This window comes from Pseudomonas sp. RC10, assembly GCF_038397775.1.
GTDB classification, from domain to species: domain Bacteria; phylum Pseudomonadota; class Gammaproteobacteria; order Pseudomonadales; family Pseudomonadaceae; genus Aquipseudomonas; species Aquipseudomonas bambusae.
The window spans coordinates 3786817-3812470 of record NZ_CP151650.1 but is presented as its reverse complement, the minus strand read 5'-3'; the positions used below and the strand labels follow the sequence as shown (position 1 = coordinate 3812470).

The 25654-nt window shown below is 62.0% G+C and carries 22 protein-coding genes and 1 pseudogene; 7 read left to right on the top strand and 16 right to left on the bottom strand.

What is annotated here, in order from left to right; genetic code table 11:
* Window positions 1–99: 99 nt before the first annotated feature.
* Together hyi and gcl are read right to left on the bottom strand one after the other, a co-directional pair.
* Window positions 100–882, bottom strand: coding sequence for a hydroxypyruvate isomerase (gene hyi, locus AAEO81_RS17405; protein WP_166594653.1), 783 nt, complete (start codon window positions 880–882; stop codon window positions 100–102).
* A 51-nt stretch (window positions 883–933) separates the two neighbouring features.
* Window positions 934–2709, bottom strand: a complete 1776-nt coding sequence (gene gcl / locus AAEO81_RS17400) for a glyoxylate carboligase (protein WP_341958167.1) — start codon at window positions 2707–2709, stop codon at window positions 934–936.
* Window positions 2710–2817: 108 nt separating this feature from the next.
* Between gcl and AAEO81_RS17395 the strand changes: the two genes are divergently transcribed.
* Together AAEO81_RS17395 and AAEO81_RS17390 are read left to right on the top strand one after the other, a co-directional pair.
* Window positions 2818–3729 carry a LysR family transcriptional regulator gene (locus AAEO81_RS17395; RefSeq protein ID WP_341958166.1) on the top strand — a complete coding sequence of 304 codons (912 nt, stop codon included), beginning with the start codon at window positions 2818–2820 and terminating at the stop codon, window positions 3727–3729.
* A gap of 82 nt (window positions 3730–3811) precedes the next feature.
* Window positions 3812–4942: a hypothetical protein gene (locus AAEO81_RS17390; RefSeq protein ID WP_341958164.1), complete on the top strand. Its 1131-nt coding sequence runs from the start codon at window positions 3812–3814 to the stop codon at window positions 4940–4942.
* A gap of 236 nt (window positions 4943–5178) precedes the next feature.
* Here AAEO81_RS17390 and AAEO81_RS17385 read toward each other — a convergent pair whose 3' ends face one another.
* Window positions 5179–5946: a 2-keto-4-pentenoate hydratase gene (locus AAEO81_RS17385; protein WP_341958162.1), complete on the bottom strand. Its 768-nt coding sequence runs from the start codon at window positions 5944–5946 to the stop codon at window positions 5179–5181.
* A gap of 116 nt (window positions 5947–6062) precedes the next feature.
* A complete protein-coding gene (locus AAEO81_RS17380) occupies window positions 6063–6335 on the bottom strand; it encodes a DUF2790 domain-containing protein (protein ID WP_341958160.1) in 273 nt (90 codons plus the stop codon).
* Between the two features lie 270 nt (window positions 6336–6605).
* On the opposite strand from AAEO81_RS17380, the gene AAEO81_RS17375 reads away from it, so the two are divergent.
* The 3 genes from AAEO81_RS17375 to AAEO81_RS17365 all read left to right on the top strand — a co-directional run bounded on the left by AAEO81_RS17375 (window position 6606) and on the right by AAEO81_RS17365 (window position 10266).
* A complete protein-coding gene (locus AAEO81_RS17375) occupies window positions 6606–7382 on the top strand; it encodes an alpha/beta hydrolase (RefSeq protein ID WP_341958159.1) in 777 nt (258 codons plus the stop codon).
* Between the two features lie 238 nt (window positions 7383–7620).
* The gene (locus AAEO81_RS17370) at window positions 7621–8835 is read left to right on the top strand and encodes an MFS transporter (RefSeq protein WP_341958157.1); all 1215 of its coding nucleotides are present in this window, start codon (window positions 7621–7623) and stop codon (window positions 8833–8835) included.
* Between the two features lie 120 nt (window positions 8836–8955).
* Entirely contained in the window at window positions 8956–10266 is a 1311-nt protein-coding gene (locus tag AAEO81_RS17365) for a HAMP domain-containing sensor histidine kinase (protein ID WP_341958156.1), read from the top strand.
* Here the strand turns inward: AAEO81_RS17365 and AAEO81_RS17360 are convergent.
* Together AAEO81_RS17360 and AAEO81_RS17355 are read right to left on the bottom strand one after the other, a co-directional pair.
* Entirely contained in the window at window positions 10205–11047 is an 843-nt protein-coding gene (locus AAEO81_RS17360; RefSeq protein WP_341958155.1) for a phosphatase PAP2 family protein, read from the bottom strand. The genes AAEO81_RS17365 and AAEO81_RS17360 overlap by 62 nt on opposite strands.
* Before the next feature lie 41 nt (window positions 11048–11088).
* Window positions 11089–11685: a histidine phosphatase family protein gene (locus AAEO81_RS17355; RefSeq protein WP_341958154.1), complete on the bottom strand. Its 597-nt coding sequence runs from the start codon at window positions 11683–11685 to the stop codon at window positions 11089–11091.
* Between the two features lie 641 nt (window positions 11686–12326).
* On the opposite strand from AAEO81_RS17355, the gene AAEO81_RS17350 reads away from it, so the two are divergent.
* On the top strand, window positions 12327–13928 hold the full coding sequence (locus AAEO81_RS17350) for a phospholipid carrier-dependent glycosyltransferase (RefSeq protein ID WP_341964553.1): 1602 nt from the start codon (window positions 12327–12329) through the stop codon (window positions 13926–13928).
* 1310 nt (window positions 13929–15238) lie between these two features.
* Here AAEO81_RS17350 and AAEO81_RS17345 read toward each other — a convergent pair.
* The 10 genes and pseudogenes from AAEO81_RS17345 to AAEO81_RS17300 all read right to left on the bottom strand — a co-directional run bounded on the left by AAEO81_RS17345 (window position 15239) and on the right by AAEO81_RS17300 (window position 23740).
* Entirely contained in the window at window positions 15239–16627 is a 1389-nt protein-coding gene (locus AAEO81_RS17345) for a UDP-glucose/GDP-mannose dehydrogenase family protein (RefSeq protein WP_341964552.1), read from the bottom strand.
* A pseudogene (locus tag AAEO81_RS17340) lies at window positions 16611–16767 on the bottom strand (4-amino-4-deoxy-L-arabinose-phospho-UDP flippase); the annotation flags it as partial. The gene AAEO81_RS17345 and the pseudogene AAEO81_RS17340, both read right to left, overlap by 17 nt.
* Before the next feature lie 253 nt (window positions 16768–17020).
* Complete coding sequence (locus tag AAEO81_RS17335; RefSeq protein ID WP_166594637.1) at window positions 17021–17431, bottom strand: RidA family protein; 411 nt, start codon at window positions 17429–17431, stop codon at window positions 17021–17023.
* Window positions 17432–17496: 65 nt separating this feature from the next.
* Complete coding sequence (locus tag AAEO81_RS17330) at window positions 17497–18462, bottom strand: agmatinase (RefSeq protein WP_341958153.1); 966 nt, start codon at window positions 18460–18462, stop codon at window positions 17497–17499.
* 60 nt (window positions 18463–18522) lie between these two features.
* On the bottom strand, window positions 18523–19290 hold the full coding sequence (locus tag AAEO81_RS17325; RefSeq protein WP_341958151.1) for an amino acid ABC transporter ATP-binding protein: 768 nt from the start codon (window positions 19288–19290) through the stop codon (window positions 18523–18525).
* Window positions 19291–19301: 11 nt separating this feature from the next.
* On the bottom strand, window positions 19302–19946 hold the full coding sequence (locus AAEO81_RS17320; protein WP_166594634.1) for an amino acid ABC transporter permease: 645 nt from the start codon (window positions 19944–19946) through the stop codon (window positions 19302–19304).
* A gap of 9 nt (window positions 19947–19955) precedes the next feature.
* The gene (locus AAEO81_RS17315; protein ID WP_341958148.1) at window positions 19956–20612 is read right to left on the bottom strand and encodes an amino acid ABC transporter permease; all 657 of its coding nucleotides are present in this window, start codon (window positions 20610–20612) and stop codon (window positions 19956–19958) included.
* Window positions 20609–21997: an MmgE/PrpD family protein gene (locus tag AAEO81_RS17310; RefSeq protein WP_341958146.1), complete on the bottom strand. Its 1389-nt coding sequence runs from the start codon at window positions 21995–21997 to the stop codon at window positions 20609–20611. Before AAEO81_RS17310 ends, AAEO81_RS17315 begins: the two co-directional genes overlap by 4 nt.
* A 2-nt stretch (window positions 21998–21999) precedes the next feature.
* On the bottom strand, window positions 22000–22800 hold the full coding sequence (locus AAEO81_RS17305) for a transporter substrate-binding domain-containing protein (RefSeq protein WP_341958144.1): 801 nt from the start codon (window positions 22798–22800) through the stop codon (window positions 22000–22002).
* Between the two features lie 64 nt (window positions 22801–22864).
* On the bottom strand, window positions 22865–23740 hold the full coding sequence (locus AAEO81_RS17300; protein WP_341958142.1) for a MurR/RpiR family transcriptional regulator: 876 nt from the start codon (window positions 23738–23740) through the stop codon (window positions 22865–22867).
* 383 nt (window positions 23741–24123) lie between these two features.
* Here AAEO81_RS17300 and AAEO81_RS17295 point away from each other — a divergent pair, with 383 nt between their 5' ends.
* Window positions 24124–25374: an aspartate aminotransferase family protein gene (locus AAEO81_RS17295; protein ID WP_341958140.1), complete on the top strand. Its 1251-nt coding sequence runs from the start codon at window positions 24124–24126 to the stop codon at window positions 25372–25374.
* Window positions 25375–25654: the final 280 nt, after the last annotated feature.

The window sequence follows — 25654 nt, the reverse complement described above, 5'->3', positions numbered from 1 at the left end:
CAGGCACGCCGAGGTATCAGGTTTTACTGCTGCTTCGCACCAGATCGCGGGACAAGCCACGCTCCTACAGGGCGATCCCGGTAGGCGTTAGTGTTTGTGTCAGATCAGGTTATGAGTCTTCAACCAGCCGAGCCCGGCTTCGGTGGTGGTCAACGGCTTGTACTCACAGCCGATCCACCCGCGATACCCCAGCTTGTCCAGGTGCCCGAACAGGAACCCGTAGTTGATCTCGCCAGTTCCTGGCTCATGCCGCCCAGGGTTGTCGGCCAGTTGCACGTGGCGAATCACCGGCAGGTTTTTTTCGAGGGTGCGGGCTAGGTCGCCCTCCATGATCTGCATGTGATAGATGTCGTATTGCAGCGACAGGTTGCGGCTGCCGACTTTCTCGCGGATCGCCAGCGCCTGGGCCGTGGTACTGAGGTAGAAGCCCGGGATGTCAAGGGTGTTGATCATTTCCATGACCAGATCGATGCCTTGGGCTTGCAGCCTGTCGGCCGCGTACTTGAGGTTGTCAACGAAGGTCTTTTCAATCAGCGCGTCATCGAAACCCTGTGGCTTGATCCCGGCCAGGCAATTGACTTGTGTATTACCCAGTACCTTGGCGTAGGCAATGGCCAGGTCGACCCCGGCGTAGAATTCTTCGACGCGGTCCGGGTGGCAGGCAATCCCCCGCTCGCCTTTGGCCCAGTCGCCCGCTGGCAGGTTGAAGAGCACCTGGGTCAGGCCGTTGGCGTCCAGTTCGGCCTTGATTTGCGCCGAGCTGAAATCGTACGGAAACAGGTACTCGACCCCGCTGAACCCGGCGTTGGCCGCGGCTTCGAAGCGTTGTAGAAAGTCCAGCTCGGTGAACAGCATGGACAGGTTGGCGCAGAGACGTGGCATGGTTCGCTCCTTTCTTTCTCTTTATTCGGTGGCGTCGATCAGTGCCGTTATTTAGTCCAGCAGACTGATCGCGGTCGGGGCGTCGGCTCGGCTGTCGGCGAGCGACTCGAATTCATTGATCGCGTTGATCTCGGTGCCCATGGCGATGTTGGTCACGCGCTCGAGGATGATCTCGACCACCACCGGCACGCTGTATTGCTGCATCAAGCTTGATGCCTCGGCGAACGCGGCCTGGATGTGTGCCGGATCGCTGACACGAATAGCCTTGCAGCCCAGTCCTTCAGCCACTGCAACGTGGTCCACGCCATAGCCTTCCAGCTCGGGGGCGTTGATGTTGTCGAACGCCAGCTGCACGCAATAATCGATGTCGAAGTTGCGCTGCGCCTGACGGATCAGACCCAGGTACGAGTTGTTCACCACGACGTGGATGTACGGCAGCTTGAACTGCGCGCCCACGGCCAGCTCTTCAATCATGAACTGGAAGTCATAGTCGCCCGACAGTGCGACAACCTGGCGGCTCGGGTCGGCCTTGGCCACGCCCAGCGCTGCCGGAATGGTCCAACCCAGCGGGCCTGCCTGACCGCAATTGATCCAGTGACGCGGCTTGTACACGTGCAGGAACTGCGCGCCCGCGATCTGCGACAGACCGATGGTGCTGATGTAGCAAGTGTCCTTGCCGAAGTATTGGTTCATCTCTTCGTACACGCGCTGCGGCTTGACCGGCACGTTGTCGTAATGGGTCTTGCGCTGCATCGTGCGCTTGCGTTCCTGGCAGCTGGCCAGCCACTGGCTGCGGTTTTTCAGCTTGCCAGCGGTGTGCCATTCGCGAGCGACTTCCAGGAACATCGCCAAGGCTGCGCCTGCGTCGGACACGATGCCCAAGTCCGGCGTCAGTACGCGGCCGATCTGGGTCGGTTCGATGTCGACGTGAATGAATTTGCGGCCTTCGCTGTACACCGACACGGTGCCGGTGTGGCGGTTGGCCCAGCGGTTGCCAATGCCCAGCACCATGTCCGCTTCCAGCATCGTCGCGTTGCCGTAGCGGTGAGAGGTCTGCAGGCCAACCATGCCGGCCATTTGCGGGTGATCGTCCGGAATCGTGCCCCAGCCCATCAGGGTCGGGATGACCGGGATGCCCGTCAGTTCGGCGAATTCCACCAGCGCATCCGAGGCATCGGCGTTGATGATGCCGCCACCGGCGACGATCAGCGGGCGCTCGGACGCGTTGAGCATCGTCAGGGCTTTTTCGATCTGGTTGCGGCTGGCCTGTGGCTTGATCACCGGCAGCGGCTCGTAGGCGTCGATGTCGAATTCGATCTCGGCCATTTGCACGTCGAACGGCAGGTCGATCAACACCGGACCCGGGCGGCCGCTGCGCATCAGCTGGAACGCTTTCTGGAACACGTACGGCACTTGGCCCGGTTCCATGACGGTGGTGGCCCATTTGGCGACCGGCGCGGCAATGCTGGCGATGTCGACGGCCTGGAAATCTTCCTTGTGCATGCGTGCGCGGGGCGCCTGGCCGGTGATGCAGAGGATCGGGATCGAGTCGGCGGACGCTGAATACAGGCCGGTGATCATGTCGGTACCGGCCGGGCCGGAAGTGCCGATGCACACACCGATGTTCCCAGCGATGGCGCGGGTGTACCCCTCGGCCATGTGCGAGGCGCCTTCGACGTGGCGGGCCAGCACGTGATCGATGCCGCCGAGTTTCTTGAACGCTGCGTACAGCGGGTTGATGGCAGCGCCGGGGATACCGAACGCGGTATCGACCCCTTCGCGACGCATCACCAGAACGGCGGCTTCGATGGCTCTCATGATGGTCATTTGTTAGTCTCCTGAACTCGATAGTTTTTGTACGTGCTCAGCCTGATTTGAATTCGAGAGTTTGTGAATGGCTGCTTTTGGCAGTTCTGTCGGTATCAGGAGTATCGAATGGACCGTTACACAGAGGTACGCAGTTACGTGCTGGTCGCCACTCACGGCAGTTTTGCGGCGGCGGCGCTGGTGGAAGGTGTGACGCCGGTGATCATGGGACGACGCCTGAGCGCACTGGAAGAACGATTGGGGGTGAAGCTGATTCACCGCTCCACTCGCGGCCTGACCTTGACCGATGCGGGCGAGTCGTACCTGGAAAACGCCAAGACCGTGTTGCAGTCGTTCGAAGAACTGGACGCGAGCATCAGCGAGAACGAAAACAGCGTGCGCGGGCACCTGGTTGTCTCGGCCCCGGCAGGGTTCGGGCGTCAACATGTCGCCCCGCACGCACCGGAGTTTCAAGCGCGTTTTCCGGATTTGCAGCTGTCGTTCAACCTCACTGACAACGTGGTCGATCTGGTGCGCGAGGGCTATGACATGAGCATCCGCATCGGCGAGGTGCTCGACCCCAACTATGTGGCGATCAAGCTGTACGCCAACAAACGCGTGGTGTGCGGCTCACCGGGGTATTTTGCGGAACACGGTCTGCCGCAGACGCTGGAAGACCTGGCCGATCACAATTGCCTGACGTTCAACTTGCAGGGCGGACAACACAGGGGCTGGACCTTTCAGCGGGACGGCAAACCAGTGGCGATCAAGGTCACGGGCAATCTCTACTGCAACGACGGTGAGCTGTTGTACGACTGGGCCAAACGCGGGCTGGGCCTGTGCTGGCGCTCAACCTGGGAGATTCAGAACGCCGTGGGAAGCGGGGCGCTGGTCACGGTGCTGGATGACTTTGCATTGCCCAGTTATGACATTCAGGGGGTCTATCCCCATCAGCACTACTTGCCCGCGAAGGTGCGGTTTTTTATCGCGTTTCTGAAGGAGGTGTACAACCGGCCGGGGTATTGGACGAACGGGGGATAACGGGCAGTCCTCAGCGGGAACCGATCAGGACGCTGACGCCACTCACGCGGTATTCAGACCGTCCCGGAGGTGTCAGATGTCGATGAAAATACTCGGTCCCGCCCAGCAGGGCTTTGGCCTGGACACCCGCGACTTCGCACACAAGGACGCGTTCAAGGGCAGTGGAGGTTCATCCGGCCAAAGCGGGATGGTCAGTTTCGGCGGGGCAGCCGGGGCAGGCGGGCAGGTCAATTTCGGCGGGCAGCCTGCGGCGTTGAGTGACAGTCGGGTCGCGGCGGCTCAGGCACCGGCAGACGGCAATGACAGCCTGAGCAATCAGGTGCGGGACCTGGTGCAACAGATACTCCAGCTCATCGCGCAGATGATGCAAAACAACCAGAATGCGCCGCAGACCCCCTCGGATGGCGCAGGCAATGGCAGTTCGCCGGGCCAATCGCAGAAGCCGGTGACGAACGCCGCCGCGCAGCCCCCGCAAACCGATCAGCCGGCTCAGCCTGCGGGCCAGACGGCGACACCCCAGGCCTCGATACCGCAAACAGTGACACCGCAAACAGTGACACCGCAAACAGCGGCTGCCGAACCGCAAACCGCCACAGCCGATCCGGCCACGGCCACGCCTTCCACGAACAGCGCCAGCAGCACGGCTGCCACGGGAGACAATCCGGTCGCGGGCAGTGGTCCGCGCGCGTTCAACATCACCAATACTCAGGATCACCCGATCAAGATCGGGCAGTTCGACCAGCACGATCAGCTGACGGCCGAGCTGACCCTGCAGCCCGGCCAGAAAGGCACGATGAAGTTTGAGAACGACACCACCGGATTGCTCAAACAGGCCGATGCCGATGGCCAGTACAAGCCGGACGCCAGCCGTCTGGAGTTCTACAACGGGTTCATCAACACCAGCGACATCGACGGCCGCAACGCCGCGATCCATGCCACCGATGGCAAGGGTTTCGAAGTGGGCGACAGCCAGAGCGTGGCGGACAAGGCATCGAGCGACATCGTCTCGGCTGACTCGGCGGGCAACAAAACCGTGGCGGGTTTCTATGACGGTTCAACCGACGCCATGCGCAAGGGCGGGGATTTCCTGACCCAGACCCTGGGCACGGGCATGACCTACATGCACCCGAACGACGACACGCTCGGCCAAGGCAACAACCCGATGCGCCACACTGACGCGATGTCGCTGGACGTCACCTTCGGCAAGGCGTGACGCTGATTCGGTCGTCGGGCTCCGGGTGCGCTGTGCCGTATTGCAAAACGTCGAAACGCCCGAAATCGCGTGGGAGCAGCCGGAGGTACGACGGCCGCGAAGCGGGGTGTCAGACACCTCAGCCCGTTATGATCCTACGCATTCGCTGCCGTCGTACCTCCGGCGTCTCCCACAGTTGTGGTCCCCATCAGCGACGCACGGCTGCTGCGGGGATCCACCCGCGCAGCCCATGGGCGTCAGATCAACTCCACGGATATCGGCGGTAATCCACGAATCTCTCCGATGGCCACACCCGGCCCCTTCGTCAAATACATGCCGGTGTACGAGCCGGTGGTGATGATCAGGTCCGGCGTCACGCTCTGGCCGTTTTGCGTGTGGTGGTTGACCACCCACGGCAGCAGGCGACGCGGGTCGCCCGCCGGGTTGGCGCCGTCGCCGGGCACGATGTCTTCGTCGGCATAGGTGAAGGTCACGGCGGGTTCGACGAAGGGGAAGCTGGCGTCGTACGGCACGAAATCGCCGACGATCAGTGCCCCGTGGTTGAGCAGATCGCCCAGCGCCAGCAGCGGGTCGATCTTTGGCCAGGCTCTGAACCGGCTGGAGACGATCTCAATGGTGGCGCCCATGAAGCCGATGCTGCCCAGCACGTCCTCATCGGAATAGGCCTCGGCGCGGGGCGTGAATTCGCGGTTCAGGCGAAAGGCGATTTCAAGTTCGAGGATCGGGTGTGGGTAATCGATGATTTCCACCTGGCTGCCACTGGCAAACAGGCCGTCCTCCGGGAGTAATGCGCCCGTGATGGGGCCGCCATGGGTGGCTTTCGAACCCACTTTCCAGCCGCCGACCGTGGTGTCTCGCAACCGCAGGATTTCCCGTTGCAGGGCGTAGGCACTCGGCGCATCGGCAGGGATGTAATCAGGGCGAATCTCGGTGATTTTCTGGCCGTCGCGCATGGCGTCGACGATCAATTCGGCGATTTTTGCTGGGTGAGACGGTTGATTCACGCGGGACTTCCTTCAGTCAATTGAATGGAAAGTGCCCCACGATCCGGTCTCAGTCGTGGGGCCAGCGTGACTACTCTAACCCCATTTGCCGACCGCGCAGAACCCTGCGTTACACATCAGCCGTTCTGGCAGTCGTCACCCAGACGGGTGTATTCGAGTGTGTGGCTCACGCCTTTGCTGTCGACGTACTCGATTTGCGCCTTCACCGGCCCGCATTCGCCGGGGGCGTTGCTCGCGGTGTTGATGCGCACGACCTTGGCGATGTCCAGGTCTTGGGTGTAATCGTACTGGCCGTCCTGGACCGCCGCCGAGGTGCCGCGGCTGACCGTATCGTCGGCAAAGGTGAACACACTGAAAAACGACAACGCGATGAAGAGAAAGGCTTTCATGACAGGCTCCACGTGATCCGCTGCGCCGGGCTCAGAGGTTGGCTCGGGTATGGCGCCATTCTAGGGAGCAGGCCGGACGCAGCTGAAATGGTGCGTGTCGATACACGTCATCAACGGAGCTGATGCCCGGTGTGGGCGAAGGGCGAAGCGTCGACGGGCATCGAAATAATGTGTGCGAGCGGTGGAATAAGCGCCGAGCGGGTGCGTCTTGCTGTGGTCACTGACTGAACGCTGCGGCGTTCACCCCTACTTACCGCTTGAGGTCACGCCATGAAGTTTCGTCACGTCCGTTCCGCCTTCGCTGTCGCCGCACTCGCCTTGGCCACTGCCGGATTCGCCACTGCCGCCTCGGCGGCCCCTGTGAAAAACATCGTGCTGGTGCACGGCGCCTTCGTGAACGGCGCGGGCTGGAAGCCGGTGTACGACATTCTGGTGAAAGACGGCTATCACGTGTCCGTCGCCGCGCACCCGCTGACGTCGTTCAGCGATGACGTCACCGCCGTCAAACGCATCCTGGCGATGCAGGACGGCCCGACCATCCTCGTCGGCCATAGCTACGGCGGGGCGATCATTTCCGATGCGGGCGAAGACAGCCACGTCGCGGGTCTGGTGTACATCGCCGCCCACGCGCTGGACGTCGGCGAGACCGAGGCTGCGAATGGCAAGCTGTACCCGAACGCGACCAAGGCCGTGAAGAAAACCGACGACGGTTTCCTGTACCTGGACCCGGCGTTTTACCCGGCGGATTTCGCCGCCGATCTGCCCAAGGCTCAGGCAGAGTTCGAAGCTCACAGCCAGTCCCTGACGTCGGCCTCGGTGTTCACCACGGCGGCGACTGTCGCGGCCTGGAAGACCAAGCCGAGCTGGTACGCGGTGGCCAAGTCTGATCGCATCATCAACCCCGATCTGGAGCGCATGTACGCCAAACGTGCCAACGCGCACACCATTGAGATTGCAGGCGCCAGCCACGCGGTGTACGAATCCCACCCGAAAGAAGTGGCAACGCTGATCGAACAGGCCGCCCAGCACGCACAGGACGGGAAGTGAGTTGGCCGGCGCCTGATTCAAGCTGCAGGAGCGAATTCATTCGCGAAGGGCCGGTATGCCAGGCATGTCTCTGTCTGATGTACCAGCGTCGCGCGTAGGCATTCGCTGCCACAGCGGGAGCAAAAACCAGGCAATTCCAGTCATTCCTCCCTGGAATCCACTGCATAAAAAACATGAATTTTATTTATGGGCATCAACCCTCTACCGTGTACGGACATGTCCTGTGCACGGATCAGAGATGACCGCTCAACCCCCCGCTGCAATCCTCGAAGAACACTGGAAGCGCAACCTGGCAGTCTGCGTGGCCGGGTCGTTCACCACGATCATCGCCATGACCTTGCTGTTGCCATTCCTGCCGCTGTATGTCGAACACCTGGGTGTCAGCGACCCCGCGGCCATTGTGCAATGGTCCGGCGCGGCGTTCGGGGCGACCTTTCTGTCTGCCGCGTTCACCGCGCCGTTGTGGGGTCGGTTGGGGGATCGCTACGGCCGCAAGCTGATGTTGATTCGTGCCAGTCTGGGCATGGCCGTGGCGATGTCGCTGATCGGTCTGGCAGAAAACATTTACCAATTGGTGGGGCTGCGGCTGCTGGCAGGCTTGTTGGGCGGGTATGCGTCCGGGGCGACGATTCTGGTGGCGACCCAGACGCCCAAAGAACGCTCCGGCTGGGCGTTGGGCATGCTCTCGTCGGGGATCATGGCGGGGAATCTCACAGGGCCGTTGATCGGCGGATTTTTGCCGCCGCTGATCGGCATCCGCAACACCTTTTTCCTGGCTGGCGGCGTGATCTTCCTCACGTTTCTCGCCACGCTGTTCATCATGAAAGAAGCGCCCAGGCCCAAGCATGCGGCAGGCGAAGCCAGGCCTGTCGCCGTGCGGCCCTGGGACTTGATCCCGGACAAGCGGCCGGTGATCACCATGTTCGTGGTCGCGTGCCTGGTGATGTTTTCGATCATGTCCATCGAACCCATCATCACGGTGTACCTCACGCAATTGCACACGGAAAACGTGACCGTGATGGCGGGGCTGGTGATGTCCGCCACGGCACTGGCCAGTGTGTTGTCGGCCTCGCGGATCGGCAAGCTCGCAGACCGCATCGGCCACTGGAAAGTGGTGATGGGGTGTTTGATCGCAGCGGCCGTGCTGTTGATTCCCCAGGCCTTCGTGACCAACGAATGGCAGCTGGTGGCGTTGCGCTTCTTGATGGGTGTTGCCTTGGGCGGGCTGCTGCCGTGTATCGCGGCGATTATCCGGCATTCAGTGCCGGATCAGGTCGCGGGGCGCATGTTGGGCTACTCGACGTCCAGCCAGTACGTCGGCCAGGTGCTGGGGCCGTTGACGGGCGGGTATCTCGGCGGACACTTCGGCATGCCCATCGTGTTCATCGCGACATGTGTGTTGATGGCGGTCTGCGCGGCGGTGATGTTGATGATGCGGCCCGCGACGCCCTAGCTTCCGGGGCATTCACCCCACGCTGCGCTTCACCGTCCACGTTTTGACGAAACCATGACATGGCATCCGGATAATCAGCCCGGCGGCGCAAGCCCTGATCTGAGTGACGCACGGAACCCCATGGATATCAAACACAGTCTGAAACAGCGGATCGTGATCGTTTTTGCGTTGATGAGCGCGTTGGTGGCCGGCGTGTTCGCGGTGGGCATCATCGCCACCGTGCACGTCGTGGAAAAACGTCTGACGGCCATCAACATGAGCGGCAATCTGCACCGCCTGCTCAAGCTGGACAATGTCGAGGAATGGCGCCATCGCCCGGAAAAAGGCGAACTGTTCTATGCCGATGATGGCGCGAGCGATCTGGCCATGGCCGATGACCTGCGGGGCCTGCCCCTCGGCTTTCAGGAATTTTTCCGTGGCAAGCGTGCCTATTACGCGATGGTGGCGTCTGTCGGGGAGCGGCATTACGTGCTGTTGCGCGACCAACGTTCGTTCGCCAAGCGCGAGCGGATCTTGTTTGGCGTGGTCCTGATCGGTTTCATTCTGAGCGTGCTGCTGGCGGTGCTGCTCGGCCGCCTGTTGGCGTCGCGGGTGATGGCACCGGTGTCGAGCCTGGCGGGGCAGGTGCGTCATCGTGATCAACTGCTCGAATTGGCGCCGGTGCTGGCCAATGGGTATGCCAGGGACGAAGTCGGCGCGCTGGCGCGATCTTTCGATGAAACCCTGGGACGCCTGCGGGCGGCGTTGGGGCGCGAGAAACTGTTCACCAGCGATGTCAGCCACGAATTGCGTACGCCGCTGATGGTGCTGGCGACGTCCTGCGAGCTGCTGCTGGAATACCCGCGTCTGGATGAGCGTTCACGAACGCAGGTGCAACGCATCAGCAAAGCCACGGCGGGCATGAATCAACTGGTGGAAACCTTCCTGTTGCTGGCGCGGACTGAAGGCAAGAACGCGCCACAAGGCCAGCGTGGCACACTGTCACAGATTGCCGACGAATTGCTTGAGGTCTGGCGGGCGCCCATCGAAGAGAAAAACCTGACGTTCATTTATGAACCCTGTGATGAAGCTAAAGGGCTGTACAACGAGCCGCTGCTGCGTTCGGTCATGGGCAACCTGTTGCGCAACGCCTGGCATTACACCGACACGGGCTTCATCCGGCTGACGTTGCATGCCCATGGGTTTACGGTCGAAGACAGCGGGATCGGGATTCCGCTGGAGAAGCAGCAGGCGATGTTCCAGCCCTTTGTGCGGGGCGACGAACAGCGCGGAGAAGGGCTCGGATTAGGGTTGTCGCTGGTCCAGCGGATTTGTGGCAATCAGCACTGGACCGTGACGTTGACCAGCCGGGAACCGGCGGGCTGCCGTTTTACCGTTGTGCTTGAGGCACCGGGACAAGTGTCGGTGTGCGCGGTTTGGGCGCGGGCTTGAGTTCGATGCCGGGGTCCAGCCTGGCCCGCCCATAGAAGGCCAGCGCGGTCAGGAACATCGAGAACCAGACGATAATGCCGGCCCAAAAAGTGTGGGACATGAAGTGCCAGCCTTGCAGCACCCGCGTGGTGCCGTAGACCATGCCCAGCACCAGCGCGAAGCCCATCAGCTTGCGGGCGTGACGCCAGCGGTAGCGCCGCGCCACGAAAAACAGCGCCATCATGGTGAACCCCCCCGATGCGTGACCACCCGGCCAGCAGCGCCCTTTGCCAGCGTCATGCAGCAGGTTGAAGTTCTCGAACCATTCCTTTTGCTTTTCGATGCCGCCGTATAGCGTGGTTTCGATCGGGCAATAGATGCTGGTGTGGCTCTTGAAATAGTGGATCGCGCCGGTGGTGATGGAAAACGCGAATACCACGAACAGCAGGTCCCGGCGATGGCGAGTGAGGAAACGCAGCAAGGGCGCCACGCGGATTTTCTCCAGCCAGGCCATCATCTTCACGTGTTTTTCGGCCTTGAATCGCGGCCAGATGAACGACAGCAACGCGCCAATAATGGCGGCTTCGCCGGTCCAGTTCGGAATGATCCGCGCCCACTTGTGGGTGATGGTTTCAAACAGTTTGTTGTGTTGAAGCGGGAAGGCCTGGGTGGTCGTGTTGTACATCCAGTCGCTGAGGATCACGTCCAGCCCCGTCAAATCGAAGCTGACGAAGAGGATCAAGGCCAGCAGCAACGGGACACCCACATGCTTGAAGTAGAAACGGTTTCGGCTGTTGTGCACGGTCTGATGTTCCGAAGGGCGGGTGAAGGAAAAGGCGTGGGTCAGGGGCGTTTGGCGAGGACGGTGTTCCAGTCCTGCGCGTCGATGTAGCCCAATACGGTGGCGCTGCGGTCTTTGCGGTTGACCGAGACGATCAGCGACGAGCCGTAATCCAGCGTGACCGGGGCGCGGACGTTCAGGGATTTTTCAACCTCGCTGATGCACTCGCTGTGGGTCACCAGAATCAGGTTGTACCCGTCCATCTTGTGTTTGAGGACGTCATCGAGCATCGATTTGCGGCAATTGACCAACCAGTCCTGGGCCACGGGCGCGCGGTTGAAGGCGAACGCGGCCGTCTGCTCGGTGCGGCGCAGCGGACTGTTGTAAATCGTGGCTTGATCCAGCCCCAAGGCCTGAAACGTACGCCCCAACTGTTCGGCAACGCGGCTTCCCTTGACCGTGATGCCGTCGGGTTGTGCGAGGCAGGGGTTGGTGGAGTGATCGCAGCGCTCAGCGTGACGGGTGAGTACCACCAGATCGCCCTGAGCCCAGAGCGGGAAAAAATTGATCTTGCGCAGACGATGGCCGTCCGAGAGGTCAGTCAAGGGTGGCGGTCGCAACGCCAGAGTGGTCACCCCGGCCAATGCCAACATTGCCATACTAAACACCATTAAACGGGATAACTTTCCCAGCGCCTGATACCGCGCGTTCAATTGATCCAGGGCGTGGCTGAAGTTGAGCGTCATGACGAGCCCTGCAATAAATAAAAAGTATTCAGGACGCAACTTTCAAACTAAGTGAAGATAAGTGCGTCGCGTTGATTCAAAGTAAGCGAGTCGGAGTCAACAGGGAGTGAAGGGTTTGTGAAAAGCGTTTTCACATTTTCCTCGCCGCTCAACGGCGCGACTTTGCGGGCTTTGGCGGGATGTTATCGCTGACGTTCGATCACAGAGGCCAGCGCCGATACGCGTCACAAAGATGTCATGGGGCGCTCACGCAGTTTTCACGAAAGTTTGACAGTCAACCATTAACGCTCTGTGACGAACTGCCATTGACGATACTGTCATTCTTCACTTTTCGTGCGTGCACGCTCGCAGCCATACAGTGGGCGAGAAATAAAACGGACGTCGTTATCGCCGCATTGCAATGTTAATGTGCGTGCGGCGGCTGTGCTTCGCAGTGAACCGTCGTGGACGACAGGCCATCACGGAATCTCTGGATCACGTCTACGCTTCCGGCAGTCGTTAACCGATCCGCGTGCCCACAGGAGTCTGTATTGACAGCGATCGCTTCCGAGTTTCTGTCGGGTGTCACCCCGGCTCGGGCCAGACGCCAGGCCTGGTGGGCAGGAGGACTGGCCCTTCTGTTATTCGTGACGGCCAGCTGGCACCTGAGCATCATCGGATTCGACTCTCGCTTCGTGATGTTCGCGCAGGAAATGCTGCGCCACGGTCCAGGCGTGTTCCCCACGACTTACGGCGAGCCGTACCCGGACTACTCGGGTTTTACGACGTGGTTGATCTACCTCGGTTCATTGCCCTTCGGTCAGGTCACCAGCTTCAGCGCCTGGCTACCGACCTGCATCGCGTCAGCGGTGATGGTGGGGTTGATGTACCGGTTGCTGTCGCCGTACTCGCGCCGCTGGGCATGGCTCAGCATCGCCTTGTTGCTACTGAGCAATACGTTCATCACCGAAACCCGCGCCGTGTCGCTGGATCAGATGCTCGCCACGGTGTCGTTCGCCGTGTTTTACCTCGCCTACGCCACCGATCACTTTGGTTCGGCCCGACGCTTGAGCGCCGTGTTCGCGCTGTTAATCCTCGGCTTCGCGATTCGTGGCCCGATTGGACTGGTGGTGCCCGCCGGTGTCCTCTGCAGCTATTACGTTTTGAGCCGGCAATGGCGCCGTCTTTGGACAGTCGGGCTGGCGGCCGTCGTGTTGCTGTTGGCGTGCGTGCTGGTGCTGTTGCTGCTGGCGAGAATCAGCGGAGGGGAGGCATTGCTGGCCGAGGTCGTGCGCATGCAGTTCACCTCACGCATGGACGGCAGCGAGGGGAGCAGCCCGGTGTTCTGGTACTTCAGCAGCGCGTTCGGCAACTATGCGCTGGCTTACCCGCTCGCGCTGGTGGTGTTGGCGACGGTGGCGGTGGCGGCGAGAAAACAGCAGAGCGAAGCGCTGGACTTACTGTACATGTGTGCCTTTGCCGGTTTGACGGTGATGGTCGGGTTGTCGATTCCCCAAGCCAAGAAAGCGCGCTACATCCTGCCGATGTTGCCCATGGCGGCGATTATCGCCGCGTACCCGTTTCAAGTCCGTTCAGGGCGCAGCTTCTGGTGGCTGCGTGGTTTCATCCTGACCCTCTGTTGCTTCATTCCCGGTGTGTTGATGGCGGGGTTGCTGGCGGTGCGTCCGCGTTTTCCCGAAGCCCTCAGCGACATCGGCCCGATTCTCGCGGTGCTGGGCATCTTGCAGTTGGTCGCGTTACCGCTGTTGATGCGGCCGCGCCTGCGGCTCTATGGGCTACCCGCCTGTGCGGTGCTGGCCGTGTGGATCAGCTACATCGGCGTGTTTGAAAAAACCGAACGCACGCTGTACGACACCCGGCATTTCACTCAAGCGGTGCGCGAAGCGACGCGGTCGGACAAGGCGCCGCTGGTGCTGCATTCGATGGGGAAAGACGCCAAGGCGATCAAATTCATGGTCAACGTCGATGAAGACCTGCAACCGGTGTTCACCGACACCCCGGAACAGCTGCTGTCCGTGCAAGGCCCGGCGAACGTGGTCATGAGCAACAACGATTTCCAGAAACTCCACGGCACCCGGCTCAGTGAACTGCCGGTGCTGCTCAACGGCCGGTTCGATAAAGAGGATTACATCCTCGTCAGATTACCCGGCCCGTAGCACCGCGGCGTGCTGGCCGTGGCGTCCATGACTCGCAGCCGTCGGCAACCCGGCCGCGATTGTGTTTGAACGAAGAGCGCGAGCCCGGCGCGGAACCATGTGGGAGCAGCCGGAGGAACGACGGCCGCGAAGCGGTGGGTCAGGCGATTGATTTGGCAACTGACCCACCGCTTCGCTGCCGTCGTTCCTCCGGCGTCTCCTACGAGAATTGCGGCGTCCAGGGATTGTGCTGACGACACACATCCCCTGCGGCGTGTCGGCCGTGGCGGCCATGACTCGCGGCCATCGGCAACCCGAACACGATCGTGCTTGGCGAAGAACGTGAACACGGCACTGAACCTTGTGGGAGCCGCCGGAGGAACGACGGCCGCGAAGCGGCGGGTCAGGCTATTGATTTGGCAACTGACCCACCGCCGTCGCTGCCGTCGTCCCTCCGGCGTTTCCCACGAGAATTGCGGTGTTCAGGGATTTTGCTGACGACACAAACCCACTGTGGCAGTCCGGCCATGACTCGCCGCCATCGGCAACCCGAACATGATCGTGTTTGAGCAAAGAACGCGAGCACGGCACTGAACCTTGTGGGAGCAGCCGGAGGAACGACGGCAGCGAAGCGGTGGGGCAGGCGATTGATTGGCAACTGACCCACCGCCGTCGCTGCCGTCGTCCCTCCGGCGTTTCCCACGAGAATGGCGGTGTCCAGGGATTGTGCTGACGACAGAAATCACCTGTGGCAGTCCTGCGTGGCGGCCATGACTCGCACCCGTCGCACCCGGACACGATTGTGTTTGAGCAAAGAACGCGAGCCCGGCGCGGAATCGTGTGGGAGCAGCCGGAGGGACGACGGCCGCGAAGCGGTGGGTCAGGCGATTGATCAGCAACTGACCCAACGCCGTCGCTGCCATCGTCCCTCCGGCGTCTCCCACGAGAATGGCGGTGTCCAGGGATGGTGCTGACGACAGAAATCACCTGTGGCAGTCCTGCGTGGCGGCCATGACTCGCGGCCATCGGCAACCCGCACACGATCGTGCTTGTCGAAGAACGCGAGCACGGCACTGAACCTTGTGGGAGCAGCCGGAGCGACGACGGCCGCGAAGCGGTGGGTCAGGCGATTGATTTGGCAACTGACCCACCGCTTCGCTGCCGTCGTTCCTCCGGCGTCTCCCACGAGAATTGCGGTGTCGAAGGATTGTGCTGACCCCCATGGGCAGTCCGGCGCGACACAAAGCAGCTGTAGCCGTCCGGCATGCTGGCCGTGGCGGCAGAGGGGCGCTGCCGCCGCCACGCCGGACGGCTACGGGGAGGGCGGCGTGTCAGACAGCGTGGTGGTTGGCCAGCAGCTCATACGGCGCCCATTGTTGCTGGGGGATGGGCAGGTTGCAGGATTCACCACGCCCGATGGGGTAGTACTGAAAGCCGCGTTTGGCCATGCGTTCGGTGTCGTAGAGGTTGCGGCCGTCGAAGATCACCGGGGCTTTGAGGCGTTGCTGGATCAGGTCGAAATCCGGTGCTTTGAACTGTTGCCATTCGGTGCAGACGATCAGCGCATCGGCGCCCAGCAACACCGATTCCGGCGTGCCCATCAGCATCAGGTTTGACTGCTCCGCGTACAGGCGCTGGGTTTCCTGCATGGCTTCCGGGTCGAACGCACGCACCGTCGCACCCGCTGCCCACAACGCTTCCATCAACACGCGGCTCGGTGCATCGCGCATGTCGTCGGTGTTCGGCTTGAAGGCCAGGCCCCACAGCGCGAAAGTCTTGCCCCGCAGTTCGCCCTTGTAGAACGCATTGATCCGGTCGAACAGCTTGTTCTTCTGCCGTTCGTTGATGTTCTCTACCACGTTCAGCAAATCGTTGGAGCAACCGGCCTCCCGCGCGCTGTGAATCAGCGCCCGAATGTCCTTGCCGAAGCACGAACCGCCGTAGCCGCAGCCGGGGTAGATGAAGTCGTAGCCGATGCGTGAATCCGCGCCGATGCCCAGGCGCACCGATTCAACGTCAGCCCCCAGGTGTTCGGCCAGCTCGGCGATCTGATTGATGAAGCTGATCTTGGTCGCCAGCATGCAGTTGGCGGCGTATTTGGTCAGCTCGGCGCTGCGCAGGTCCATGAACATGATGCGGTCATGGTTGCGGTTGAACGGCGCGTACAGTTCGCGCATCACCGGGAACACGTCGGGGTTGCCACAGCCGATGACGATGCGGTCCGGGCGACGGCAATCTTTCACAGCCGAGCCTTCCTTGAGGAATTCGGGGTTGGAGACGATATCGAATTTCAGCAACCGGGCCGACTGGCGCAGGTGATGTTCGATGTGGCTGCGCAACGCGTCGCCGCTGCCCACGGGCACGGTGGATTTCTCGACAATGATCACCGGCTCGATGCGGTGCCGGGCGATGGATTCGCCCACCGCGAAGAACCCGTTCAAGTCTGCCGAACCATCGGCCCGTGACGGGGTGCCGACCGCGATGAACAGCACCTCGCCGTGTTCGACGGCGCGCTGTTCATCCACCGTGAAATGCAGCCGGCCGGCTTCCAGGTTTTCCCGGACGAGGCTTTCCAGACCCGGTTCGTAAAGGGTCACGTGGCCTTTGCTCAACTGCTCGACCTTCGCCGGATCGATGTCCATGCACACCACATCGTGGCCGACTTCCGCCAGAACGGTCGCTTGCACCAGACCCACATAACCGCTACCGAAGACGCTGATTTTCATCGGGAGAACTCCTTGGCGCCGTGATCGCTGTCACGCCGGAAATTGATCGTGACCACACCAACCACGATCAGGGTCACGCCCACCGTTCGGGGAACGGTGAGCGTCTCGTTGAAAAAGGGGAGGAGGGCGGCCAGCAGGCAGGCACTTAGCAGGAAAACGAAAGTCATGACGGCGCCCTGTCGAAGATCAGAATCAACAGATTGCCGTCCAGATGTTGCTGTCTGTCGTTCGCCGGCAAACGGAGAGCGAATTGAATCATTGCCGGGGTAGGAGCGCCTGGCGGGGAAGGGATGTGCACTGTTGAGGCGGGATCAGACCGTCAGCGGCATCGCTCAATCGTCAATGCCGCTGTGGTGAATTGGAGGGAAACTGACGAACCGTGCAGGCTCAATCGGGAATAACGGCAATCACATCAATTTCCATCAACCACTGCGGCTGGCCCAAGGCCGACACCACCAGCCCGGTAGATATCGGGAACACGCCCTTCAGCCATTTGCCGACCTCGCGGTACACCTCTTCACGGTAGCGGGGGTCGATCAGGTAAATGGTGATCTTGACGATGTCCTGCAACTGACTGCCGGCTTCTTCCAGCAACTGTTTGACGTTCTTCATGGCCTGCTCAGCCTGTGCGCGTGCATCGCCGAGCCCGATGAGGTTGCCGTCGAAATCAGTGCCCAACTGGCCGCGTACGTACACCGTGTTGCCGGCGCGGACTGCTTGGCACAGGTCGTTGTCCAGTGACTGGTTGGGGTAAGTGTCCTTGGTGTTGAACATGCGGATGCGGGTATGGGTGGGCATGGTGATCGGGCCTGGGTTGCAGAAAGAGAGGGGGCCGTCCTTGGCGCTGAATCCGGGGATAGGCGTTACAGCGGCGGCGCGTCGAAGTAATCGGCGCGCACGGCGGCACCGATCAGGTTGACGATCAGTCGGCCGGCCGTGATGCAGCTGAGGTTGTTGACGTCGATGGCCGGGGTGATTTCGACGATGTCCATGCCCACGACCTTGCCTTTTTTCACCAGCCCGTGAATCAACTGGCGAATTTGCACGTAGGTGATGCCTCCCAGCGCGGGGCCTGCCACGCCGGGCATGATCGACGGGTCGAGGCCGTCGGCGTCGATGGTCAGGTAAAACTGGCCGCCATCGGGAATCCGGTCCAGCACCGATTGCATGCCGTGGTCGTGGACGTCATAGGCAGTGATCAGGTGCGCGCCGTAATCCACCGCCGCTTGGTAATCCGCCGGACGACCGCTGCCTTGGGCGCGCAGGCCGATCTGGAAGATTTCGCCGATGTGTTCCATCTCCGAGGCCCGGCGGATCGGGCTGGAAAGGCCGTCGCGCACGCCGTTGATCTCGTCGCGCCAGTCCAGGTGCGCGTCGATGTGGATCAGGGTGATCGGGCCACGGCCCTCGTAGGCGCGCAGCACCGGGATCGGGATGCTGTGGTCGCCGCCGAGGATGACCGGCATTGCCCCAGCGTCGAGGATTTTGCGCACAGCCTGTTCGGCGCGCAGGCTGTGGCTGTTGAGGTCGGTGGGGTCGGCGGGCACGTTGCCGCAGTCCACGACCTTCAGCGCGCGGTTGTCATAGATCGGGCCACCGACGTCGAAGTCGTAATGGTGCAAGGCACGGCAGATCCGATCGCTCATGGCGCGAATGGCGTCCGGCGCCTTGCTCTGGTCGTTGCTGATGTGCTCGGCGACATACGCCTTGCCGAACGGGATGCCGAGAATCGCCACGTGGGCGTCGAGCTGGTCGAGGTCGGTGCAAATGGGCGACCACAGGAAGCTCTGGTGTTTTTTCGACGGTGGAACGGTCAACGGGAAATCCATGGGTGTCTCCTGATTGTGATTCTGAGCGTGTGTCTGAATGAGCAGCGTCGCGTGCAGCGGTCAGTGATCCAGTGAAAGAAAGCGCCGCAGCTCGACGGTCTGCGGGTTATCGAACAGTGCGTGGGGCGGTCCGGCTTCGTGGACCAGGCCCTGGTGCATGAAAATCACCCGGTCGCTGACCCGACGGGCAAAGGCCATTTCGTGGGTGACCATGATCAGCGTCATGCCTTCGGCCGCGAGGCCCTCGACGACCTGGAGCACTTCGCCGACCAGTTCGGGATCGAGGGCCGAGGTGATCTCGTCGCAGAGCAGGACTTGCGGGTTCATCGCCAATGAACGGGCAATCGCCACCCGCTGCTGTTGGCCGCCGGAGAGCTGATCAGGGAAGGCGTCGAAGCGCTCGCCGAGGCCGACCCGCTCCAGCAGCTTGCGCGCCTGCCGTTCGGCGTCTGCCCCGGCGGTCTTTTGCACCAGGCGTGGCGCGAGCATCACGTTCTGCCCGGCCGTGAGGTGCGGGAACAGGTTGAAGCCCTGGAAAATCATCCCGACGTTCTGCCGCAGTTCGCGCATCGCGGCGCGGTTGTCGGGCTGGATCGGCTGGCCATCAACCACCACCGAGCCTTCTTGAAAACGCTCTAGTCCATTGAGGCAGCGCAGCAGGGTGCTTTTGCCCGAGCCGCTTTTGCCGATGATGCAGACCACTTCCTTGCGTGCGATTTGCAGGTCCACGCCCTTGAGCACTTCGTTGTCGCCGAAGCGCTTGCGCAGGCCGCGAATGTCCACCAGAGCGAAAGCGGCCCCGGCGTCGTGGTGAGATGACGCAGTCATGTGAGAGGTCCTTAGCGACGAAGTTGGTGTTCAAGTCGGCGGCTGTACAGCGACAGCGGAAAGCACAGCGCGAAATACATCAGCGCCACCGACCCGTAGATGAAGAACGGCTGGAACGTGGCGTTGGTGATGATCTGGCCGGCGCGGGTCATTTCGACAAAACCGATGACTGAGGTCAGCGCCGTGGCCTTGACCACCTGCACCATGAAGCCCACGGTCGGGGCGATCCCCGCGCGCAGGGCCTGGGGGAGAATCACGTGACGCAACTGCTCGCCGAAACTGAGGGCCAGGCTACTGGCCGCTTCCCACTGACCTCGGTCGATGGACTCGACGCTGCCGCGCCAGATTTCGCTCAGATAGGCGCTGGCGTACAGCGTCAGGCAGATCGAGGCGGCGACCAGCGCGCTGGTTTCGATGCCGAACATCGACAGGCCGAAATACACCAGAAACAGCTGCAACAGCAGCGGCGTGCCCTGAAACAGCTGCACGTACAGCATGGTCAGACGGCGCACGGTGCGCGTGCCCGTCAGGCGCAATACCACCAGCAATCCACCCACCAACCCGCCGCCAATGAAGGCGATCAGTGACAGGCCGACCGTCCAGCGCGCCGCCAGCAGCAGGTTCCGGGCGATGTCCCACAGCGTGAATTCGTACATGTCAGGCCCTCAGCGACCGAAGATGAAATGCGGGCCGACCCAATTCAGCAGGCGGCGCAGGGCGATGGAGAGCAGCAGGTACAAGGCCGCGACGACGATGTACGTTTCGAAATTGCGGAACGAGTTGCTGGCGATCTGGTTGGCCGCGTACGACAGCTCTTCCGCCGAAATCTGGCTGCACACTGCCGAGCCGAGCATGATGATGACCATCTGCCCCACCAGCGCGGGCCAGACCCGTTTCAGGGCGGGCGGCAGGATCACGCGGGTGAAGATCTGCCAGCGATCGAGGGCCAGGCTTTCGGCGGCTTCGATCTGGCCGTCGGGCGTGGCTTCAATCCCGGAACGGGCGATCTCGCTGACGTAGGCGCCGAGGTTGATTACGTTGGCCAGAATCGCGGCGGTCAGCGCGGTCATCTTCAGGCCCAGCCCCGGCAGGCCGAAGAAAATGAAGAACAGCTGAATGATGAAAGGGGTGTTGCGGATCAGCTCCACGTACGTGCCGATCAGCCAGCGCGCCCAGCGTGGGCCTTTGCTGCGGATCACCCCGCAGGCGATGCCCAGCAGCGTGCCGAGGACCGCCGCGATCAGTGTCAGGCCGACCGTCAATGCGAGGCCATCGAGCAGCATCGGCCATTGCTTGAGTACCACAGAAAAATCGAGGGTCATGATTGCATCGTTTCCACAGTGGGCGTTTCGCAGACGAGCAGGTCGCGAACGCCGGGCAGGTCTTCCAGGTGCGAGAGTTCATCGAACAAGCGTTGAGCGCGGGCGACAGGCCACACGCCTTTCGCGCAGTGCATGAACTTGTGGTGAAGCTGGGCGCTCGACAGGGGCCGTGACGCGGACCCCACCGGCATCGCGCAAAAGCGCTCGACGCAGGTGCCGTCGCGGCGCACGACCTTCACCCAGGCCCCTTCGGGCGCTGAATCCAGCAGAGCGGTTTGCCAACGGACGCTGCTCGCCATGCGGACCCGTTTCATCAGGTGTTGCAGGTCAGCGCGTGCCAGAACCGTCGCGTCCAGTGAGGCGAGGGTGATGTCACCGAGCAGCGCGGTGCAGGCCAGCGCGAACGGCATGCTGAACTGGGCCTGCTGGCGGGTGACCGGCGCGTCGTGCACCAGGTTCTGGATCACAATGGGCGGCACGTCGCACAGGATCGCGTCAATGTCCTCCACCCTGACTTCGCCCTCATCGAGTAACTCGCGCAGGGCATCGATGGCGGCATGGGACGACAGGCACACCGGCACCCGTTTGATGTCCACGCCGGGGTAAATCAGGCTCCAGCGACTGCCCAGGGCGGGCAAGGGGTTGAGGAGCCCGCCGTTGAACATCGCCGCCAGACCTTTTTCATGCTCGATTACATCCAGGGGGCCGCGACTGCCGTGACTGGCCAACAGCGCCGCGATCACGCCCGTTTCACTGGCGCGCCCCGCCATGAGCATCTTGGCGTCGCTGCCAAACCCGGCTTTCATCCCGCCGGTGCCTGCAATAGCAAGGGCCAGCGCAGCGGCGGTCTGTTCCGCGTTCAGCCCCAGCCCATGACAGGCCGCAGCACAAGCACCGACCACGCCGAGCACGCCGGTGGTCCACCAGCCCCGGTCGTAAATCTGCCGCGTCAACGCCTTGGCCAGCGCGTATTCGCATTCAGCCCCGGCGACGATGGCCGCCAGCAAGCGAGCGCCGCTCAGGTCGCGCATCTGCGCCACGGCCAGCGCGGCGGGCAGGATCACCGCCGAACCGTGGACGAAACCGGGATAACAGTTGTCGTCGAAATCCAGCGCATGGGCCGTCGTAGCGTTGGCAAACGCTGCTGCCGGGGCGGCGGCGTTTCGCGCCTGGCCCAACACCGTCGATTCGCCTGCGCCCGCCGTGACCGCAATCACCGCACGGGCCTGGGCGGCGACCGTGCTGCGACTGCCCGCCAGCGCCACGCCGAGGGTGTCGATCAGGCAACGCTTGGCGGCGTCCTGCACCGCTGGCGGGATGTCCGCCCGTTGCAGGCCCGAACTCCAGCGCGCCAGAGTGACCAGTGAAGGAGTGAACTCGCTCATGGTTATTCCGGCAGGTTGCCAGCCGGGGCACCCAGCCATTTCTGCGAGATCGCGTCTAGCGTGCCGTCTGCCTTGGCTTGACGAATGATCTCGTTGACCTTGTTGCGCAGCTCCGGCTCGTCCTTGTTCATGCCGATGTAGTTGGGCGCGTTGGACAGCACCACCTTGAGCGCGATGTCCATGTTCGGGTTTTTCTGCTTGAGCGCGGCAGCGACGGTGGTGCCGATGGCGACCATTTGCGTCTGCCCGGACAGGAACGCCGAGATGCTGCTGTTGTTGTCCTCGAAACGCTTGGTGATCGCTTCAGGGGCCATGTCGGTCAATTCCTTGTCCTGCATCGAGCCACGGGTCACGGACACGGTCTTGCCCGCCATGTCACTCATGGACTTGACGGGCAACTCGGCCTTGCCGAACACCGCGTCGAAGAACGGCGAGTAGGCGATGCTGTAGTCGATGACCTTCTCGCGCTCAGCGGTCTTGCCCAGGGACGAAATGGTGAAATCCGCCTTGCCGGACTGGATGTAGGCCACGCGGTTGGGCGCCGTCACGGGCACCAGTTGCAGCTTCACGCCGAGCTTGTTCGCCATCAGGTTGGCGACGTCGATGTCCAGGCCCTGGGGCACCATGTCCGGTCCGACGTAGCCGTAGGGCGGGTAGTCGACGGGTACGGCGACGCGCAGTTCCTTGGCCTTGAGGATGTGGTCCAGCGCTTCACCGGCCTGGGCGAAGGTGGAGCAGAGCAGGGCGCTGAGCCCGGCGGCGAAGAGGATGTGGCTGAATGGCTTGCACGGTCTGGCTTTCATCAGGACGCTCCGGTAGATGAAGGGGTCGAATCGGATTGAAAAACGGCAGAAATTGAAAGCGGGGCTAGCCCAGGTCCCACCACTCGCCGAGGCTGAGCAGCTTTTCTTCGGTGTGGGTGACCGAGGCTTCTACGTCCTGGGTCGAGGCGGCCGACATCAACGCCACCAGCATCTCGCTGACCAACATGGCCGGGACGATGGTGTCGTAGAACGACGGGGTCTGGTTCTTCACGATGATGGTTTCCGCCGCCAGCCTTGCGGTGGGTGAGGTCAGGCTGTCGGTGATGGTGATGATGCGCACGCCCTGTTGGTGCAGGTAGTTGGTCAGGGTGATCAGCCGGCGCGAATAACGCGGCAGGCTGCACACCAATGCCACGTCCTTGGGGCTGGTCTGGTTGATGATCGACATGACGCCGCTTTCACCCGCGCCTTCCACCAACCGCACGTTTCTCGCGAAGTAAGAAGCGACGTGGGAAAACTGAAACGCCACGCCGAACGAGGAACGCATGCCCAGGCAGTAGACCTGACGCGCCCCGGCGAGCAGCGCCACGGCGCGGGAAATCGCCCGCAGGTTGTCGTGGCTGCACATCGACTGAATCTGTTCGATGGCGTTGTTGGCCATGTCCTGAATCACTCGCTGCTCGCCGACCCGCTGTTTGAGTTCCACCAGGTCATGGGCGCGAGAGCCGTAGGCACTGTTCTGCCCGCGCAGCGAATCGATGAACAGTTCGCGCAGGTCGTCGTAGCCGGACAGGCCCATGCGTTTGGCCAGGCGGGTCATGGTCGAAGGCGGGACGTTGGCCAGCCGGGCGATGTCGCGCATCGACATCACAGCGATTTCGTGGGGGTTGTCCAGAATAAAACTGGCGGCCGCGCGCTCTTGCCGTGGAAAGTCCTCGAACTGTTGTTGAAGCTGGCTGCAGAGCAGATCGCGGTCCATCGGGCGCATCACCTGAAAGCGGGAGTTGCAGGTGAAATTGCAACGCTTGTGCCAGAAATTTCCGAAATGATTCAAGTGATTCATTTTGCGGGCGTGGTCATTCGCCGCAGTGGGCAAGGGGCGGTGACCGGGGTGAGTCGATTTCGATTGGTTTGATTCAAAAATCGTTGATCGATGAATCGGGCGGGGTTTGGTGAATTCCCTGAACGCAGGTGGGCGCCCCGAAACCCTGCCCGCGGGCATGCGTTACGTTGGTGCGGCGCACCGGGTCAGTGCGGGTTCAGTCCTTGGCGGAATGACCCGTTGCCTTTATTTCGCTTGTGAGAAAACGCGCTTCATCGCTTAGATAGGCGCCATTCCCACAGTCCGCAAGGCGCTTGAGCATGGCTTTCCCTTCCGTCAGCAACTCCATTTCCTTCGTCCACCCCGTCAGCCTGACCCACGGAAAAAACGCCGAGGTCTGGGACGTTGACGGCAAGCGCTACATCGATTTCGTCGGTGGCATTGGCGTGCTGAACCTGGGTCACTGCCACCCGCAGATCGTCGCGGCGATTTGCGAGCAGGCCCAGCGCCTGACCCATTACGCATTCAACGCCGCGCCCCACGTGCCGTATCAGCAGTTCATCGAGCGGCTGGCGGCGTTCATTCCGGTGAGCTACCCGGTCAGCGGCATGCTCACCAACAGCGGCGCGGAGGCGGCGGAAAACGCCTTGAAGATCGTGCGCGGCCACGCCGGCAAGACGGCGGTCATCGCGTTCGACGGGGCGTTCCATGGCCGCACGCTGGCGACGTTGAACTTGAATGGCAAGGTCGCGCCCTATAAACAGAAAGTGGGCGTGCTGCCGGGGCCGGTGTTCCACGTGCCGTACCCGAGCGTAGACAACGGCGTGTCTGCGGAAGAAGCGTTCAAGGCGCTGGACCGGTTGTTCAGCGTGGAAATCGACATCGACGAAGTGGCGTGTTTCATCATCGAGCCGGTGCAGGGCGAGGGCGGGTTTCTGGCACTGGACCCGCTGTTCGCGAAGGCGTTGCGCAAGCTGTGTGACGACAAGGGCATTGTGTTGATCGTCGACGAAATCCAATCGGGGTTCGGGCGGACGGGGGAGCGGTTTGCGTTCAGCCGTCTGGGGATCGAGCCGGACCTGCTGTTGCTGGGCAAAAGCATCGCGGGTGGCGTGCCGCTGGGCGCGGTGGTCGGGCGCAAATCTCTGATGGACACGCTGCCTAAAGGCGGATTGGGCGGGACTTATTCCGGCAACCCGATTGCCTGCGCGGCGGGGTCGGCGACGCTCGACGTCATGACCGATGCGAATTTGTCGGCGTGGAACGAGCAGTATTCATCGACGTTGTTGGCGCGTTACGAGCGTTGGCAAACCGAAAAGGTATCGCCGTACCTGGGCCGTTTGACCGGTGTGGGGGCCATGCGCGGGATTGAACTCATCACCCCGGAAGGCAAACCCGCCACGGCACAGATGGCGCAGTTGCTGCAAATGGCTCGGGAACACGGGTTGTTGCTCATGCCGAGCGGCAAATCCCGGCACATCATCCGGTTGTTGGCGCCGTTGACCATCGAGCCCGAGGTGCTGAACGAAGGGCTGGACATTCTTGAAGCGTGTTTGAGGGCGCTTGATTGAGATTGAGGTGAAAGGCGGGACGAACCGGGCATGTCGTGTGCCCGGCAGACCGCGTGCATAGGACTTGCTGTTGCTTCGCAACAGATCGCTGCCGTCGTAACCTCCGGCGTCTCCCACGGGTTCAGCGCTGGCCACATCAGAAAAAACGCACCTCTGGCACCCGCCGCACTCCAACCCCTGCATTCCTGAAAAAGAGGCAGCGGCCATGGGTTCTCACACCCCCGATCACGAACCCGTCGATTCTTCCGACGATACCCCCGAATTCCCCTTGTCGGCGCCG

Coding starts and splice junctions, on each gene's coding strand:
- AAEO81_RS17375 (WP_341958159.1), top strand. CDS start 6,606: ATGAAGTTTCGTCACGTCCGTTCCGCCTTCGCTGTCGCCGCACTCGCC.
- AAEO81_RS17320 (WP_166594634.1), bottom strand. CDS start 19,946: ATGTACGAATTCACGCTGTGGGACATCGCCCGGAACCTGCTGCTGGCG.
- AAEO81_RS17370 (WP_341958157.1), top strand. CDS start 7,621: ATGACCGCTCAACCCCCCGCTGCAATCCTCGAAGAACACTGGAAGCGC.
- AAEO81_RS17330 (WP_341958153.1), bottom strand. CDS start 18,462: ATGGATTTCCCGTTGACCGTTCCACCGTCGAAAAAACACCAGAGCTTC.
- gcl (WP_341958167.1), bottom strand. CDS start 2,709: ATGACCATCATGAGAGCCATCGAAGCCGCCGTTCTGGTGATGCGTCGC.
- hyi (WP_166594653.1), bottom strand. CDS start 882: ATGCCACGTCTCTGCGCCAACCTGTCCATGCTGTTCACCGAGCTGGAC.
- AAEO81_RS17325 (WP_341958151.1), bottom strand. CDS start 19,290: ATGACTGCGTCATCTCACCACGACGCCGGGGCCGCTTTCGCTCTGGTG.
- AAEO81_RS17315 (WP_341958148.1), bottom strand. CDS start 20,612: ATGACCCTCGATTTTTCTGTGGTACTCAAGCAATGGCCGATGCTGCTC.
- AAEO81_RS17380 (WP_341958160.1), bottom strand. CDS start 6,335: ATGAAAGCCTTTCTCTTCATCGCGTTGTCGTTTTTCAGTGTGTTCACC.
- AAEO81_RS17395 (WP_341958166.1), top strand. CDS start 2,818: ATGGACCGTTACACAGAGGTACGCAGTTACGTGCTGGTCGCCACTCAC.
- AAEO81_RS17390 (WP_341958164.1), top strand. CDS start 3,812: ATGAAAATACTCGGTCCCGCCCAGCAGGGCTTTGGCCTGGACACCCGC.
- AAEO81_RS17300 (WP_341958142.1), bottom strand. CDS start 23,740: ATGGACCGCGATCTGCTCTGCAGCCAGCTTCAACAACAGTTCGAGGAC.
- AAEO81_RS17305 (WP_341958144.1), bottom strand. CDS start 22,800: ATGAAAGCCAGACCGTGCAAGCCATTCAGCCACATCCTCTTCGCCGCC.
- AAEO81_RS17365 (WP_341958156.1), top strand. CDS start 8,956: ATGGATATCAAACACAGTCTGAAACAGCGGATCGTGATCGTTTTTGCG.
- AAEO81_RS17335 (WP_166594637.1), bottom strand. CDS start 17,431: ATGCCCACCCATACCCGCATCCGCATGTTCAACACCAAGGACACTTAC.
- AAEO81_RS17295 (WP_341958140.1), top strand. CDS start 24,124: ATGGCTTTCCCTTCCGTCAGCAACTCCATTTCCTTCGTCCACCCCGTC.
- AAEO81_RS17310 (WP_341958146.1), bottom strand. CDS start 21,997: ATGAGCGAGTTCACTCCTTCACTGGTCACTCTGGCGCGCTGGAGTTCG.
- AAEO81_RS17355 (WP_341958154.1), bottom strand. CDS start 11,685: ATGGCAATGTTGGCATTGGCCGGGGTGACCACTCTGGCGTTGCGACCG.